The sequence below is a fragment of the Streptomyces sp. Ru73 genome (assembly GCF_002920575.1).
Classification (GTDB): Bacteria; Actinomycetota; Actinomycetes; order Streptomycetales; family Streptomycetaceae; genus Streptomyces.
The window spans coordinates 1-16308 of record NZ_PQSQ01000031.1 but is presented as its reverse complement, the minus strand read 5'-3'; the positions used below and the strand labels follow the sequence as shown (position 1 = coordinate 16308).

13 protein-coding genes and 1 pseudogene are annotated in these 16308 nt (G+C 71.0%); all 14 read right to left on the bottom strand.

The genetic code is table 11. The annotated features are described in order from the left end of the window. Window positions 1-126: 126 nt before the first annotated feature. Complete coding sequence (locus C3486_RS16010; RefSeq protein WP_103833382.1) at window positions 127-1233, bottom strand: DivIVA domain-containing protein; 1107 nt, start codon at window positions 1231-1233, stop codon at window positions 127-129. Between the two features lie 49 nt (window positions 1234-1282). Next, window positions 1283-1566, bottom strand: a pseudogene (locus C3486_RS16005) (YggT family protein). A 62-nt stretch (window positions 1567-1628) separates the two neighbouring features. Then, a complete protein-coding gene (locus tag C3486_RS16000) occupies window positions 1629-2249 on the bottom strand; it encodes a cell division protein SepF (protein WP_103833381.1) in 621 nt (206 codons plus the stop codon). A 124-nt stretch (window positions 2250-2373) separates the two neighbouring features. Next, window positions 2374-3093, bottom strand: a complete 720-nt coding sequence (locus C3486_RS15995; protein WP_103833380.1) for a YggS family pyridoxal phosphate-dependent enzyme — start codon at window positions 3091-3093, stop codon at window positions 2374-2376. A gap of 3 nt (window positions 3094-3096) precedes the next feature. Continuing rightward, on the bottom strand, window positions 3097-3846 hold the full coding sequence (pgeF, locus tag C3486_RS15990; RefSeq protein ID WP_374936877.1) for a peptidoglycan editing factor PgeF: 750 nt from the start codon (window positions 3844-3846) through the stop codon (window positions 3097-3099). A 14-nt stretch (window positions 3847-3860) separates the two neighbouring features. Further along, window positions 3861-5084, bottom strand: a complete 1224-nt coding sequence (ftsZ, locus tag C3486_RS15985) for a cell division protein FtsZ (RefSeq protein WP_030616773.1) — start codon at window positions 5082-5084, stop codon at window positions 3861-3863. 275 nt (window positions 5085-5359) lie between these two features. Continuing rightward, a complete protein-coding gene (locus C3486_RS15980; protein WP_103833378.1) occupies window positions 5360-6208 on the bottom strand; it encodes a cell division protein FtsQ/DivIB in 849 nt (282 codons plus the stop codon). A gap of 25 nt (window positions 6209-6233) precedes the next feature. Beyond that, a complete protein-coding gene (gene murG / locus C3486_RS15975) occupies window positions 6234-7325 on the bottom strand; it encodes an undecaprenyldiphospho-muramoylpentapeptide beta-N-acetylglucosaminyltransferase (RefSeq protein WP_103833377.1) in 1092 nt (363 codons plus the stop codon). Between the two features lie 6 nt (window positions 7326-7331). Continuing rightward, window positions 7332-8672 carry a putative lipid II flippase FtsW gene (ftsW, locus tag C3486_RS15970; protein ID WP_103833376.1) on the bottom strand — a complete coding sequence of 447 codons (1341 nt, stop codon included), beginning with the start codon at window positions 8670-8672 and terminating at the stop codon, window positions 7332-7334. A gap of 64 nt (window positions 8673-8736) precedes the next feature. Next, window positions 8737-10152: a UDP-N-acetylmuramoyl-L-alanine--D-glutamate ligase gene (gene murD, locus C3486_RS15965; RefSeq protein ID WP_103833375.1), complete on the bottom strand. Its 1416-nt coding sequence runs from the start codon at window positions 10150-10152 to the stop codon at window positions 8737-8739. Next, entirely contained in the window at window positions 10149-11213 is a 1065-nt protein-coding gene (gene mraY, locus C3486_RS15960; RefSeq protein WP_030616760.1) for a phospho-N-acetylmuramoyl-pentapeptide-transferase, read from the bottom strand. The genes murD and mraY overlap by 4 nt, the downstream gene beginning before the upstream one ends. 5 nt (window positions 11214-11218) lie before the next feature. Beyond that, complete coding sequence (gene murF, locus C3486_RS15955; RefSeq protein WP_103833374.1) at window positions 11219-12640, bottom strand: UDP-N-acetylmuramoyl-tripeptide--D-alanyl-D-alanine ligase; 1422 nt, start codon at window positions 12638-12640, stop codon at window positions 11219-11221. Between the two features lie 62 nt (window positions 12641-12702). Further along, window positions 12703-14415 (bottom strand): UDP-N-acetylmuramoyl-L-alanyl-D-glutamate--2,6-diaminopimelate ligase, encoded by a 1713-nt coding sequence (locus tag C3486_RS15950; RefSeq protein ID WP_181138569.1) that lies wholly within the window; start codon window positions 14413-14415, stop codon window positions 12703-12705. Beyond that, on the bottom strand, window positions 14412-16308 hold a 1897-nt coding region (locus tag C3486_RS15945), incomplete at its 5' end, for a penicillin-binding protein 2 (protein ID WP_103833372.1). The genes C3486_RS15945 and C3486_RS15950, both read right to left, overlap by 4 nt.

Below are 16308 nucleotides of genomic sequence, written 5' to 3'. Positions count from 1 at the left end.
CACTCCGAACGGCGAAAGGGCCGGGCCCCCGGGGAAAGTCCCCAGGGGCCCGGCCCTGATTGCCGACTACGCCCACCGCGCCGAGGCGCAACCCACCGCGTGGGTCGGCCACCCGCGCGACAGCGCTTAGTTGTCGTCCTCGTCGATGAGGAACCCACGCATCGGCGAAGGCGCCTGCTGCATCTGCTGCTGGCCCTGCGGCCGCACCGGTGCCATCGGCTGCGTCATGGCGGGCGACATCTGCTGCTGACCGCCGTACGACGGGGCGTTGCTGCCGTTGGAGCCGCCGTGGCCGCCCATGGACTGGTTGCCGCCCATGGTGTGGCTGGAGCCGCCGCCCATGGAGCCGGCACCGGCCGAGGCCATCGACGGGGACGCCGGCAGCGAGGCCGTCGCCGGGGTACGCGGCGGGGCGAGCGAGTCGTCGGACTGGTTCTCCAGCTGGCGCAGCTGGCTCTCCAGGTACGACTTCAGACGCGTGCGGTACTCGCGCTCGAAGCCGCGCAGGTCCTCGACCTTGCGCTCCAGCGTGGCGCGGGCGGACTCCAGGGAGCCCATCGCGACACGGTGCTTCTCCTGCGCGTCCCGCTCCAGCGCGTCGGCCTTGGCGCGGGCGTCCCGCTCCAGGCCCTCGGCGCGGCTGCGCGCCTCGCCGACGATCTTGTTGGCCTCGGAACGGGCCTCCGCGATCGCCTGGTCGGCGGTCTGCTGCGCCAGCGACAGCACGCGAGCGGCGCTGTCACCGCCCGGGCCGCCCTGGCCCGGCTGCGGCAGCTGCGGGCCACCGCCGGGGCCGCCCATCGGGCCGCCCATGGGACCGCCGGGGCCCATCTGGCCACCGTGCGGACCCTGCGGACCGGGGCCGTGGCCCCCGGGACCTGCGGGCAGCTGCGGTGCACCGCCGGGCAGCTGGGGCGGTCCGCCCATCCCCTGCTGCTGGCCGGGCGGGACCGGCTGCGGCCCTGATATGGCGGCGGGCACGGGGGCACCGGGCCGCTGCTGCTGCTGCGGCGGGCCGTCCTGTTCCTGCTGCTTGCGCTGCTGCTGGTTCTGCGCGGCGGCACGGGTGGCCGCGGCCAGCTTGGCGCGCAGGTCCTCGTTCTCCCGGAGCAGACGGGTCAGTTCTGCTTCGACCTCATCGAGGAAGGCATCGACCTCGTCCTCGTCATAGCCTTCTCGGAGGCGGACGGTCGTGAACTGCTTGTTCCGCACGTCCTCGGGGGTCAACGGCATCTCTTCTTCACCTCAACGTAGTCGTCGGCAATCGGCAAGACCGTATCGTTCACAGCCGGCTCACGACGGTGATCAGGATGTAGACGATGATCATCAGTACGAAGAAGGACAGGTCGAGCGCCAGCCCCCGAGACGCAGCGGCGGTATGACTCGCCGCAGAAGCTTGAGTGGCGGATCGGTAACAGTGTAAGTGGCCTCCAGTACGACCACCATCGCCTTGCCGGGTTGCCATGAACGGGCGAACTGGAAGACGTAGTCCATCACCAGCCGGAAGATCAGCACAATGAGGAAGCAGTACAGCGCGATATAGATCACCTGCAGTGCGATGTCCATCTCGCGCTTCCCTCTCCCCTTGCCTGTGCGGCCCTACGGCCCGGTGTGCCCGGTGTTGCGTCTCAGCTCTGGTTGAAGAACCCGCCCTCTGCGATGCGGGCCTTGTCCTCCGCCGTGACATCGACGTTAGCAGGAGACAGCAGGAACACCTTCTGTGTCACCCGCTCGATACTGCCGTGCAGACCGAACACCAACCCGGCCGCGAAGTCCACAAGTCGCTTCGCGTCCGTGTCGTCCATCTCCGTCAGATTCATGATCACCGGAGTGCCCTCACGGAAGTGTTCCCCGATGGTACGGGCTTCGTTGTAGGTCCGGGGGTGCAGCGTGGTGATGCGGTAGGGCTCCCGCTCGGACACAACCTTGGGCATGATCACCGGTGCGTTCTTCTCCAGATTCGGGCGTTCGGGTGTGATGGACGCCACGGGGGCGATTCGGGCGGGTCGTCCGTTTTCCGTACCCGAGGGCGGCGACTCGCGCTGCGCCGGCGGCTGGACGACTCGTGCCGGTTCGTCCCGTTCGGGGCGTGCCTCGGTGGGCGGCTGGTGCTGCTGCCGCCTCTCCGGCTCGGGCTCCGGGTCGAGTTCGGGCTCGAAGTCGTCGTCGGGGTCGAAGCCCCGGCCGTCGTACCCATCGTCCTCCACGAGGCCGAGGTAGACCGCCATCTTGCGCATCGCGCCGGCCATTCTCTGCGTCCTCCGCTCTGTGGTGGATCGGCTCCGTCACCGGTCGCCTTGGATCCACTCGGCCTGCCCGTCTTTTGACGGTAATGACCATATTTTGTGCTGTGGTCCGACTTGCTTCGCGACGTTACCCGAGCCGTGGTCGGACTCCGAGTACCGCAGTGCCGACGCGTACATGTGTCGCACCGGCGGCCACCGCGTCCTCGAGATCCGAACTCATTCCCGCTGAGACCATATTCGCAGCAGGATGAGCCGCGCGCAGGCCGGACGAGATTTCCATCAGCCGGTCGAAAGCCGCACGTTGCCGGCCCGCGTACACCCCGGCCAGCGGGGCGACCGTCATCAGTCCGCGCAGCCGCAGCCCGTCGGCCGCCGCCACCGCGTCGGCCAGGGCCTCGACCCCGCCGGGACCCACGCCGCCACGGTCGCCGCGCGCGTCCGACTCGGCGTCAAGTGCCACCTGGATCAGGCAGTCCAGCTCGCGGCCGGCGCGCACCGCTTCCTTCGACAGGGCGGTGACGAGCTTGGTCCGGTCCACAGACTGCACGATATCGGCGTAGCTCGTTACAGACCGGACTTTATTTGTCTGCAATTGACCGACGAAATGCCAAGTCAGGGGCAAATCAGCACACTCGGCCGCCTTGGGAGCGGCGTCCTGGTCCCGGTTCTCCGCGACGTGCCGAATACCCAATTCTGCAAGGATACGGACATCGCTCGCAGGGTAGGTCTTTGTGACCACAATCAGGGTCACATCGTCACGATTGCGACCGGCTTTGGCACAAGCGGTGGAGATGCGGTCCTCCACCCGGGCCAGGTTGCCGGCCAGTTCCGTTCTACGGTCCGTCACAGCTCAGCCGTCCAGCCATACATAACTCGCGAGCCGCCCCGTTGTGCGGTCGCGCCGGTAGGAGAAATGATCCGCCGACTCCAGCGTGCAGATGTGGGAATGTTCACGCGTCCGCACGCCGCACCGGGCGAGTTGGGCGGCCACCCCGGCCACCACGTCGACCGCCGGGGTCCCCCAGCCGGTGGTCGCGTACGCCTCGGGCACCACGGCGGCCACGTCGGCGCGCATCGCCTCCGGCACTTCGTAGCACCGGCCGCAGACCGCGGGGCCGGTGCGGGCGGTGATCCGCCCGGGGTCGGCCCCCAGCCGGACCATCGCCTCGACGGTGGCCGGGACGACTCCGGCGACCAGGCCAGGGCGGCCCGCGTGCGCGGCGCCCGCGACCCCGGCGACCGGGTCGGCGAGGAGGACGGGGGTGCAGTCGGCGGTGAGGACGGCGAGGGCGAGGCCCCGACGGCCCGTCACGACCGCGTCGACACAGGGCGGCTCGGCCCCGCCCCGCCACGGTCCGTCGACGACCGCCACGTCACGTCCGTGCACCTGGTTCATCCAGACCACATCGGCCGGGTCCAGCCCGAGGGCCTTGGCCGCCAGCTCACGATTGGTCCGTACCGCCTGTGGGTCGTCGCCCACGGCGCCGCCGAGATTGAGCTCGGCATACGGAGCGGCGCTCACCCCGCCCCACCGGTCGGTGAAGGCGAAGCGCGCGCCGCTCGCATCGTCCGTCAGCACAGAGTGCTGCTGTCCTATCACTGCTGGATCTTCGGCTACTTCAGGAAGTCCGGGACGTCCAGCTCCTCGGCCGTGGTGTCCGTGTACGGACGGGCCGGGGGGACCTGCGGGGCGACCGGCGGGGCCGGGGCCTCGCTGACCGGCGCCGGCTCGGCCGGAGCCGGCTCCTCCTCGCGCACCGGGACGGAGCCGAGGCCGCCGAAGGCGGGGCGGGGCTCCGGGGGCGCGGCCGGACGGCTCGCCGGCGCGGCCGGCTCCTCGCGCTTGCCGGAGGAGGACGAGCTGATCACGTTCTCGCGGCGGGCCGGCGGCTGACCGCCGTCGAAGCCCGCGGCGATGACCGTCACGCGGACCTCGTCGCCGAGCGCGTCGTCGATGACCGCGCCGAAGATGATGTTGGCCTCGGGGTGGGCCGCCTCGCTGACCAGCTGGGCCGCCTCGTTGATCTCGAAGAGACCGAGGTCGGAGCCGCCGGAGATGGAGAGCAGGACACCGCGGGCGCCGTCGATGGACGCCTCCAGCAGCGGCGAGGAGATGGCCATTTCGGCCGCCGCCACCGCGCGGTCGTCGCCGCGGGCCGAGCCGATGCCCATCAGGGCCGAGCCGGCCTCGGACATCACGGACTTCACATCGGCGAAGTCGAGGTTGATCAGGCCCGGGGTGGTGATCAGGTCGGTGATGCCCTGGACACCGGAGAGCAGCACCTGGTCGGCCGACTTGAATGCGTCGAGAACGCTCACCTGGCGGTCCGAGATGGACAGCAGGCGGTCGTTCGGAATCACGATGAGCGTGTCGACCTCTTCGCGCAGCTGCGCGATGCCGTCCTCGGCCTGGTTGGCGCGACGGCGGCCCTCGAAGGTGAACGGCCGGGTGACCACACCGATCGTCAGGGCGCCCAGGGAGCGCGCGATGTTGGCGACCACGGGCGCGCCGCCCGTGCCGGTGCCGCCGCCCTCGCCCGCGGTCACGAAGACCATGTCGGCCCCCTTGAGGACCTCCTCGATCTCCTCGCGGTGGTCTTCGGCCGCCTTGCGGCCCACGTCCGGGTTGGCGCCGGCGCCGAGGCCACGCGTCATCTCACGGCCGACGTCGAGCTTGACGTCGGCGTCGCTCATCAGCAACGCCTGCGCATCGGTGTTGATCGCGATGAACTCGACGCCCTTGAGCCCGACCTCGATCATCCGGTTGATGGCGTTCACGCCACCGCCGCCGATGCCGACGACCTTGATGACTGCGAGGTAGTTCTGCGGTGCTGCCACGTCGAAGGCCTCTCGCCTCGAGTTACGTGTCGGTGCCTCACATGTGCTGCGGGCAACGACTGATGCCGATGGGACGGTCCGTATTGCCGACCCGAACCCTAACGTTGAAGTTTAGGGTTACCAGTGCCTGTGTTCCCTGGGTTCTTTGGAACGAGACACTAAGTCGACAAGCGGCGCACGTTCAACGAACACGCCGAACCTCCCGTTTTTCTTTTCACCCTATGTGATCACCCGTCGTGGTAGCCATCCAGGGTGCTGGCCTGCGCGTACGTACGTCAACTCCCGGACGCGGCGGGTGCGCTGGGGACGCTCACGTCGAAGTGGTGCGCATCACGCGCCGCTTTCAGCAGCGCGCCGAGTACTTTGGCCTTTTCCTTGCCGTGTTCCTCGCTGCCCCACTCGACCCGGCGTCCCCGGGTCAGCTCCAGGGTGATCGAGTCGTACGAACGTACGCGGATGACGCGCACGTCCTTGCCGACCGTATCGGGAAGCGCGGTGGCAACCTTCACCGCCGCGCGGTTCAGTGCAGGGATACCGAAACGGCGCAGGCTCGGCGAATCGGCCGCGTCCATTTCCAGCCGGGGCACATCGCGGGGCGCGGCACCGACCGTGGCGAAACGTACGCCTTCGTCGTCCACTTCAATGAACTTTCGGCCCTTTTGGACGACCAGGACCGGCTGGCGCTCCGTCACGCCGACGGAAACGGTGGCGGGCCAGGAGCGCGTCACTTCGGCCGACTTGATGCGGCCGAGCCGGTCCGCCAGACGGGCGGCGATGCCGTCGGTGTCGACGGAGGCCAGCGGCGCGCCCATCGGCACGTCCGCCGCCGCCCGCACCTCACGCGCCGTCAGGACGTCGGTGCCGTGCACCTGCACGTGCTCGGCGCGGAGCCAGTCCGATCCGTACAGCGCCCAGGTGCCGAAGCCGCCCAGCAGCGCTATCAGGACCGTGCCGGCGATGAGCGTGCGGCGGCGCGGCGGGCCGGGGCGGCGCGCCCCCGGCCGCGGCAGCCGCAGCCACCGCAGCCGGGAGCCGCGCCCCTCGCCCTGCTCCTCGGAGTCGGCAGGCGGGCCGGCCGGCGCTCGATGCTGCTCACCACGACGAGCGGTGCTCGGTCCGGCCACCACGCTTCCTCTCCTTCCGGCCGCCTCAGCTACGGCGGGAGGCAACCGCTTCGTAGACCATGCCGACCAGCAGTTCGTCGGCGTCTCTGCGGCCGAATTCGGAGGCCGCGCGGGACATCTCGTACAGCCGGTGCGGGTCCGAGAGCACCGGCAGGACGTTGCCCTGCACCCACTCGGGGGTCAGCTGGGCGTCGTCGACCAGCAGACCGCCGCCGGCGTTGACCACCGGCTGGGCGTTCAGCCGCTGCTCGCCGTTGCCGATGGGCAGCGGCACGTACGCGGCGGGCAGCCCGACGGCGGACAGCTCCGCGACGGTCATCGCGCCCGCGCGGCAGAGCATCATGTCGGCCGCCGCGTACGCGAGGTCCATCCGGTCCACGTACGGTACCGGGACGTACGGCGGCATCCCGGGCATGTTGTCGACCTGCGGCAGTTCGTTCTTCGGGCCGACCGCGTGCAGGACCTGGATGCCGGCGCGCTGGAAGGCGGGCACGGCGGCCTGGATGACCTCGTTCAGCCGGCGGGCGCCCTGCGAGCCGCCGGAGACCAGCAGCGTGGGGAGGTTCGGGTCCAGGCCGAAGGCGGCGCGCGCCTCGGGCCGGACCGCGGCCCGGTCCAGGGTCGCGATCGAACGGCGCAGCGGGATGCCCACGTAGCGGGCCTCGCGCAGCTTGCTGTCCGGAGTGGAGACGGCGACGAACTTCGCGTACCGCGAGCCGATCTTGTTGGCCAGACCCGGACGCGCGTTGGCCTCGTGCACCACGATCGGCACGCCGAGCCGCTTGGCGGCCAGGTAGCCGGGCAGCGCGACGTAGCCGCCGAAGCCCACGACGCAGTCCGCCTTCGTGCGCTCCAGGATCTGCTCGGCGGCCTTGATGGTGCCGCGCAGCCGCCCGGGGACGGTGATCAGCTCGGGGGTGGGCTTGCGCGGCAGCGGAACGGCCGGGATCAGCCCCAGTTCGTAGCCGCGCTCCGGTACCAGCCGGGTCTCAAGTCCGCGCTCCGTGCCCAGTGCCGTGATCCCCACGGTCGGGTCCTGCCTGCGCAGGGCATCCGCGAGGGCGAGCGCGGGCTCGATGTGGCCGGCGGTCCCCCCACCGGCGAGTACGACATGCACCGAAATTCACCGCTCTCCGGACGGCCGCTTCTTGACGCGCCGTCTCATCGTCTTCCGTCTCACCCCAGCCGGCATTCTCGCGAATACCGACTGCCGCATGGCCAGCGCCGCCCGCGCCGCGGGCTCGTCACGCGCGAAGGCGATCAGGAGTCCGACGGCGAACATCGTCGGCAGCAGGGCGGAGCCTCCGTAGGAGAACAGCGGGAGCGGGACACCGGCGATCGGCAGCAGGCCGAGCACCGCACCGATGTTGACCACGGCCTGGGCCGTGATCCAGGTGGTCACGCCACCCGCGGCGTACCGTACGAAGGGATCCTCCGTGCGTCCGGCCACGCGGATACCCGCATAGCCTAGAGCCGCGAAGAGGGCGAGCACCGACAGCGTCCCCGCCAGTCCCAGTTCCTCCCCGGTGATGGCGAAGATGAAGTCGGTGTGCGGTTCAGGGAGTTCACCCCATTTTTCCATACTCGCGCCGAGGCCGGATCCGAAGAATCCGCCGGAGGCCAGCGCGTATATCCCGTGCACGGCCTGCCAGCACTGGTCGCCGGGGCCCGGGTCGGTCGCGCCGATGCACGCGAGCCGGGACATCCGGTTGGCGCTCGTCTTGATGAGCAGCGCCCCGATCGCGCCGGCCGCGGCCAGCACGCCGACGAAGAGCCTCGTCGGCGCCCCCGCGAGCCAGAGCAGTCCGAAAAGGATCGCCGTGAGAATGATCGCGGTACCCATGTCGCCGCCGAGCATGATGAGCCCGAGCAGCAGGAAGGCGGCCGGGATCAGCGGCACCAGCAGGTGCTTCCACTGCGTCAGCAGCCGCCGCTCCTGCTTGCGCGCGAGCAGGTCGGCGCCCCACAGGACCAGGGCCAGCTTGCCGAACTCGCTGGGCTGGAGCTGGAAGGGGCCGCCCAGCGAGATCCAGTTCTGGTTGCCGTTGACCGCGACGCCTATCCCCGGCACCTGCACCAGGCACATCAGGAACACCGAGCCGGCCAGCAGCGGGTAGGCCAGCGCCCGGTGCGCGCGCACGGGCAGCCGGGTCGCCAGCACCATCAGGCCGCCGCCGAGCACCGCAGCGAGCAGCTGCTTGCGGAAGAAGTACGTCGGGGCCAGCCCGGACTGCAGGGCCTTGATCTGGGAGGCCGAGTAGACCATGACCAGGCCCAGGACGGTGATCAGCAGGCTGCCGCCGAGGACGAGGTAGTACGCCGTCAGCGGCCGGTCCCAGGCCCGCTTCAGACGGGTGTACAGGCCGCGCGGACCGGCCGGACCGCCGGGCCGCGGCAGCCGGGGAACCGGCGGCGTCCGCCGCGCCGGGCGCGGCGGTGCCTCCTTCGCCGGTCGGGCCGTCATGCTCGTCCCCTCCACTGCTGCGCTGCGCCGTACGCCCGCGGCGCGAGGCGGGGACGTACGGGGTCTACTGGTCCCGCGCGGCCAGCTCGCGGACCGCGTCGGCGAAGGCGTCGCCCCGCTTGTTGTAGTTCAGGTACATGTCCATCGAGGCGCAGGCCGGTGCCAACAGGACCGTATCGCCCGGCCGGGCGAGCCGGGTGGCCTCCCGGACGGCCTCGGACATCGCCCCAGTGTCGGTCCGGTCGAGGTCGACGACCGGCACATCCGGGGCGTGTCGCGCCAGCGCTTCGCGGATCAGCGCACGGTCCCGGCCGATGAGGACGGCGCCGCGCAGCCGCTCCGCCGACTTCTGCACCAGCTCGTCGAAGGTCGCGCCCTTGGCGAGCCCGCCGGCGATCCACACGATGTGCTCGTAGGCGGCCAACGACGCCTCGGTGGCGTGGGTGTTGGTGGCCTTGGAGTCGTCCACGTACGCGACGCCGTCGATGTCGGCGACGTGCTGGATGCGGTGCGCGTCGGGGTGGAAATTGCGCAGGCCCTCGCGTACCGAGGCGGGCTGGACACCGAACGCGCGTGCGAGCGCGGCGGCGGCGAGCGCGTTGGCGATGTTGTGCGGGGCCGGCGGGTTCACGTCGGAGACCTGGGCCAGCTCCTGGGCCTGCTTCTGCCGGTTCTCGACGAACGCGCGGTCCACCAGGATGTCGTCCACGACGCCCACCTGGCCGGGGCCCGGCGTGCCGAGGGTGAAGCCGATCGCCCGGCAGCCCTCCTCGACGTCGGCCTCCCGGACCAGGTCCTCGGTGGCCTTGTCGGCGACGTTGTAGACGCAGGCGACGGTGTTGCCCTCGTAGATCCGGCCCTTGTCGGCGGCGTACGCCTCCATGGAGCCGTGCCAGTCGAGGTGGTCGGGCGCGAGGTTCAGCACCGCGGCCGAGTGGGCGCGCAGCGAGGGCGCCCAGTGCAGCTGGTAGCTGGAGAGCTCGACGGCGAGCACGTCGTACTCACCCTGGAGGACCACGTCGATGATCGGCGTCCCGATGTTGCCGACGGCCGCGGTGCGCAGCCCCTCGGCGGCCAGGATCGACGCCAGCATCTGGGTGGTGGTCGTCTTGCCGTTGGTGCCGGTGATGGCGAGCCAGGGCGCGGCGCCGGGGCCGCGGAGCCGCCAGGCGACCTCCACGTCCCCGATGACGTCCACGCCGGCTTCGGCGGCGGCCGCGAAGAGCGGGCTGGTGGGCTTCCAGCCGGGCGAGGTGACGACGAGGCCGGTGCCCTCGGGCAGCGTCTCGCCGTCACCGAGGCGTACCTCGATCCCCGCGGTCCGCAGCTCGGCGGCCGTGGCCCGCTGCTTCTCGCCGTCGCCGCCGTCCACGACGGTGACGTGGGCGCCGAGCCCGGCCAGGGCGCGCGCGGCGCTGATGCCGCTCACGCCCAGGCCGGCGACGGTGATCCGCTGTCCGGCGAACTCCTGCCCGGTCACTTGGCCGCCTGCCAGCCGCCGTAGAAGATGCCGAGGCCGACGATCACGCACATGCCCTGGATGATCCAGAACCGGACCACGACAAGGACTTCGGACCACCCCTTCAATTCGAAGTGGTGCTGGAGTGGCGCCATCCGGAAGACCCGCTTGCCGGTGAGCCGGAAGGAGCCGACCTGGATGACCACCGACATGGTGATCAGGACGAAGAGGCCGCCGAGGATGGCCAGCAGCAGCTCGGTGCGGGAGCAGATCGCCAGGCCGGCGAGCGCGCCGCCGAGCGCGAGCGAGCCGGTGTCACCCATGAAGATCTTGGCGGGCGAGGTGTTCCACCACAGGAAGCCGAAGCAGGCACCCATCAGGGCCGAGGCCACGACCGCGAGGTCGAGCGGGTCACGTACCTCGTAGCAGCCGGGGCCCGCGGTGATCTGGTTGGCGCACGACTCCTGGTACTGCCAGATGCCGATGAAGGTGTACGCGCCGAAGACCATCACCGAGGCGCCGGTGGCCAGGCCGTCGAGGCCGTCGGTGAGGTTCACGCCGTTGGACATCGCCAGGATCATGAACAGCGCCCAGATCACGAAGATCACGGGGCCGATCTGCCAGCCGAAGTCCTGGGTGAAGGAGAGCCGGTCCGAGGCCGGGGTCTGTCCCCGCAGGTCGGCGAACTGCAGGGACAGCACGGCGAAGGCGATGCCGACGATCAGCTGTCCGGCCATCTTGGCCTTGGCCCGCAGGCCCAGCGAACGCTGCTTGACGATCTTGATGTAGTCGTCGAGGAAGCCGACCAGGCCCATGCCGGCCATCAGGAACAGCACCAGCACACCCGAGAAGGTGGGGTCGCTGCTCGTGATCACCTTGGTCAGCGCGTACGCGATGATCGTGGCCAGGATGAAGGCGATGCCGCCCATGGTGGGCGTACCGCGCTTGCTGTGGTGGTCCCGCGGTCCGTCGTCGCGGATGAACTGCCCGTAGCCCTTGCGGGCCAGCAGCTTGATCAGCAGCGGGGTGCCGATCAGGGTCAGGAAGAGCCCGATCATTCCGGAGAAGAGGATCTGCTTCATCGTGTTCATCGGGCGCCGGCCCCGCCCTCAGCAGCGCCGCTCTCGTCCAGCAATGCGGACGCGACCCGCTCCAGCCCCTCCGACCTGGACGCCTTCACCAGCACGACGTCTCCCGGCTGCAGTTCACTGCGCAGCAGGTCGACCGCTGCCCGCGCGTCGGACACGTGCACCGACTCCTCACCCCACGAACCCTCGTTATAAGCGCCCATTTGCAGCCAGGCGGCTTCCCGCCCCCCTACTGCCACGAGCTTGCTGACGTTGAGCCGGACGGCGAGCCGCCCGACCGCGTCGTGCTCGGCGAGTGACTCCTCGCCGAGCTCGGCCATCTGCCCGAGCACCGCCCACGTACGCCGCCCCTTGCCCATCGCCACGAGTGCGCGCAGCGCAGCCCGCATGGACTCGGGGTTCGCGTTGTAGGCGTCGTTGACGACCGTCACGCCGTCCGCGCGCTCGGTGACCTCCATGCGCCAGCGGGAGAGCGTGCCTGCCTCGGAGAGCGCGGACGCGATCTCGTCTGCGGGCATGCCCGACTCATGGGCGACGGCGGCCGCGGCGAGCGCGTTCGACACGTGGTGCTCACCGTACAGCCGCAGGATCACGTCGCTGCACCCGGAGGGTGTGCGAAGGGTGAAGGCGGGGCGACCGTCGTCGGTGAGCCGGACGTTCTCGGCACGGATGTCCGCCTCGGCGGACTCGCCGAAGAAGACCACACGGGCCTTGGTACGCGACTCCATCGCACGTACGTACGAGTCATCGGCGTTGAGGATCGCGATGCCGCCCTCGCTCGCGTCGGGCAGCGACTCGACCATCTCGCCCTTGGCCTCCGCGATCTTCTCGCGGCCGCCGAACTCGCCGATGTGCGCGCTGCCGACGTTCAGGACGAGCCCGATGCGCGGCGGGGTGAGCCGGGTGAGGTAGCGGATGTGGCCGACGCCGCGTGCCCCCATCTCCAGGACGAGGTGCCGGGTGCCGGGCTCGGCCCGCAGCGCGGTCAGCGGCAGGCCGATCTCGTTGTTGAGGTTGCCCTCGGGCCACACCGTCGGGCCGCTGCGCTGCAGCAGCTGCGCGATGAGGTCCTTGGTGCTGGTCTTGCCCGCCGAGCCCGTGAGGGCCACGACGTCCACGCCCAGCCGCCGGACGACCTCGCGGGCCAGCGCGCCGAGCGCCGCCACGACGTCGTCGACGACGATCGCGGGTACGCCGACGGGGCGGGCGGCCAGCACGGCCGCCGCGCCTGCCTCCACCGCCTTGGCCGCGAAGTCGTGCCCGTCGACGCGCTCGCCGGCGAACGCGGCGAACAGCGCGCCGTCGGTCACGGCACGCGAGTCGATGACGACGGGCCCGGTGACCTGGGCCGAGTCATCCGGTATGTCGTGCGGCCGCCCGCCGACGATGCCGGCGATCTCGGCGACGGACAGGGAGATCACAGGTCACCTCCGGCCGGGGGCAGGAGATGCCGAAGTGGGGGTTGTGCGCGCATGGCGGTGTGTCATCCCTGGTGATCGTGGTGCTGCGATTTCAGTGAGTTCTCGATGGCCTCGCGCAGCACCTGGCGGTCGTCGAAGGGGCGTACCACTCCGGCGATGTCCTGGCCCTGCTCGTGGCCCTTGCCGGCGACGATGACGGTGTCGCCGGGCTCAGCGCGGGCGACCGCGGCGGCGATGGCTGCGGCCCGGTCCTCCTCGACCAGGACGGTGCCGCGCTCGTGGGACGGCACCTCGGCGGCGCCCGCAAGCATGGTGGCGAGGATCGCGAGCGGGTCCTCGGAACGGGGGTTGTCACTGGTGAGCACCGCGGTGTCGGCGAGCCGGGCGACCGCGGCGCCCATCGGCATGCGCTTGCTGCGGTCGCGGTCGCCGCCGCAGCCCAGCACGGCGTGCAGGCGGCCGTCGGTGACCTTGCGCAGTGCGCGCAGGACCGATTCGACAGCGTCCGTCTTGTGCGCGTAGTCGACCACCGCGAGGTAGCCCTGGCCCGCGTCCACCCGCTCCAGGCGGCCGGGGACGCCGGGCACGGCGGCCACGCCGTCGGCGGCGGTCTGCGGGTCGACGCCGGCCACCACGAGGGCCGTGATGGCGGCCAGCGAGTTGGCGACGTTGAACGGACCCGGGATCGGGGACGCGGCCTGCACGACCACGCCGTCCGGGCCGTGCACGGTGAACGTCGAGCCCAGCGTGCCGACCTCGACGTCGGCGGCGCGCCAGTCGGCGTCCGGGTGACCCTCGGCGGAGAACGTGGTGACCGGCACCTCGGACTCGCCCTCGATGAGCCGGCGGCCGTACTCGTCGTCGAAGTTCACCACGCCGAGCCGGGACCGGGCCTTGGTGAACAGCTTCGCCTTGGCCTGGAAGTAGTCCTCCATGCCCGTGTGGAACTCCATGTGTTCCGGGCTGAGGTTGTTGAAGACCGCCACGTCGAACACGCAGCCGTCGACCCGGCCGAGCACGAGGGCGTGGCTGGAGACCTCCATGGCCACGGACTTCACGCCGCGCTCGCGCATCACCGCGAAGAGCGCCTGCAGGTCGGTGGCCTCGGGCGTGGTGCGCTCCGACTTCAGCCGCTCGTCGCCGATGCGCGACTCGACCGTGCCGATCAGGCCCGTCAGCCCGCCGCCGGACTTCTGCGCCGCGGCCCGCAGGCCGCCGTCGATGAGGTACGCGGTGGTGGTCTTGCCGGAGGTGCCGGTGATGCCGATCTGCAGCAGCTCGGCGCCCGGGTCACCGTAGATCGACACCGCCAGGGCGCCCATGCGGCCCCGCGGGTTGTCGACGGTGAGGACCGGCAGCCCCGTCGCGGCGGCCCGCTCGGTGCCCGCGGGGTCGGTCAGGATCGCGGCGGCGCCCAGCTCGACGGCCTGTGCGGCGAAGTCGGCGCCGTGGAAGCGGGCACCGGGCAGCGCGGCGTAGATGTCACCGGGACGCACCGCGCGGGAGTCGTGCGTGATGCCGGTGACCGCGGCCTCCGCCGCCGGCACGGCCGTGCCCAGCTGGTGTGCCAGGTCCGCCAGCGGAATCGGGCGGACGCGCTCGGGGCGGGGCGGGCCGGGGTGTTTGCCGGGGCCGTCCTGCTGGGCATTGGGGGACTGATCAGCATGTGACACGGCGGTGAGCGTACCGGGCCCATGGGCCTCGGGGCGAAGCGAGGGACGCGGCCGTGCGTGGTTGCCCCCGTCCGGAGTGATCGTCATCACGCCCCGCCTCATTCGCCCGGCTTGAAGGTGACCGGCAGCCGCGGCGCCTCGGCACCGGTCGGCGGCACCTGGAGCGACTTCAGCGCGAACTGCATGACCTGCTTGTAGATCGGGCCGCAGACCTGGCCGCCGAAGTAGCTGCCCCTGGTCGGGTTCTGTACGGCGCAGTAGACGGTGATGCGGGGCTTGTCGGCGGGTGCGAAACCGGCGAAGGAGGCCGTGTACCCGTGGTACCGGCCGGTCTTCGGATCCACCCGGTTGGAGGTGCCGGTCTTGCCGCCGACCCGGTAGCCGGGGATCTTCGCGGCGGTGCCGGTGCCCTCCTGGTCGTCGACCACCGATTCGAGCATCCGGGCGAGCGTCTTCGCGGTCTTCGGGCTCACCACGCGGGTCTTCTTCGGCTCGGGCGCGGCGACGTACCGGCCGTCGGGGCCCTTCGTGCCGCGGACGAGCGTGGGGGCGATCCGTTCGCCGTCGTTGGCGATGGTGGAGTACACGGAGGCGGCCTGCACGGCGTTGAGCGAGAGGCCCTGCCCGAAGGGGATCGTGTACTGCTGCGAGGTGCTCCAGTCCTGCGGCTTGGCGAGGATGCCCGGCGTCTCGCCGGGGAAGCCCAGCCCGGTCGGCTGCCCGATGCCGAACTTCCGCAGGTAGGAGTAGAGCACCTGGTTGGCCTGGCGCTGGGTCTTGCCGAGCTGTTCGACCGACAGGATGGTGCCGATGTTGCTGGACTTGGCGAGCACGCCGTTGAGCGTGAGGTGCCAGGTCGGGTGGTCGATGTCGTCGGCGAAGAGCCGGTCGCCGCGGTGCAGCCGGTTCGGCACGGTGACGTGCGTGGCGGGGGTCGCCGCGCCCTCCTCCAGGACGGCCGCCAGCGACATCAGCTTGCTGGTCGAACCTGGCTCGAAAGCATCGCTCAGCGCGGCGTTCCCGAGCGCGTCGGCGTCGGACCGGGTGATGTCGTTCGGGTCGAAGGCGGGGGCGTTGGCCAGTGCCAGGATCTCGCCGGTCTTCGTGTCCTGGACGACGACGTAGCCCCGGTCCGCCTTGGACTTCTCGACCTGCTTGCTGATGGCCTGCTGCGCGGCCCACTGGATGTCCCGGTCCAGGGTGAGCTCGACGTCCGTACCGGGCACAGCGGGGTGCTCCTGGGTGTCGGCGGTGGGCACCCGGCGGCCGCCGGACTGGGCGTAGACGAGCTTGCCGTTCTTGCCCGCCAGCTTCTTGTCCAGCATGGCTTCGAGGCCGCCGGCGCCCTTGCCGTCGGAGTTCATGAAGCCGAGCACCCCGGAGGCCAGGTCCTTGTTCGGGTAGACCCGCTTGCTGTGCTCGTCGGCGAAGATCCCGAGCAGGACGTTGGGCCGCGGCCGGCTCTTGGGCGCGGCCTGCGCCTTGGCGTCCAGCGCGGTCCGCAGGTCCTTGATCTGCTTCCAGACCTGGGGGCTCTGGCGGCGCGCGAGGAGGACGTACCGGGACCGGGACTTGGAGAGCTTTTCGGCCAGTTCCTTCTGGGGCTCGCCGAGGATCGGTGCGAGCAGCGCGGCCGCCTTCTGCGGCGCGTCATCGATCTTGATCTTGTCGGGCGCCAGCAGGCTGGGGTCGGCGGTGATGTCGTACGCGTCCACGCTGGTGGCCAGGTCGACGCCGTCCCGGTCGGTGATCGCGCCGCGCTCGGCGGCGAGCGTGACCGGCACGTAGCGGTTGACGTTGGCCTTGGCCGCGTACGCGTCGGCGTTCACCGCCTGCACCTGGAAGAGCCGTACCGCGAAGACCAGCATGACCAGCGTCAGCGCCACGGCCACCAGGCGGAGCCGGGGGCGCGGGCTGCCGAGCCGGAGCGCCGCGGGCGCGGCCGTACGGGGGCGGGGCGGCCGGGGCGGGGTCGCGCGCTTCTTGGCGGCGGGG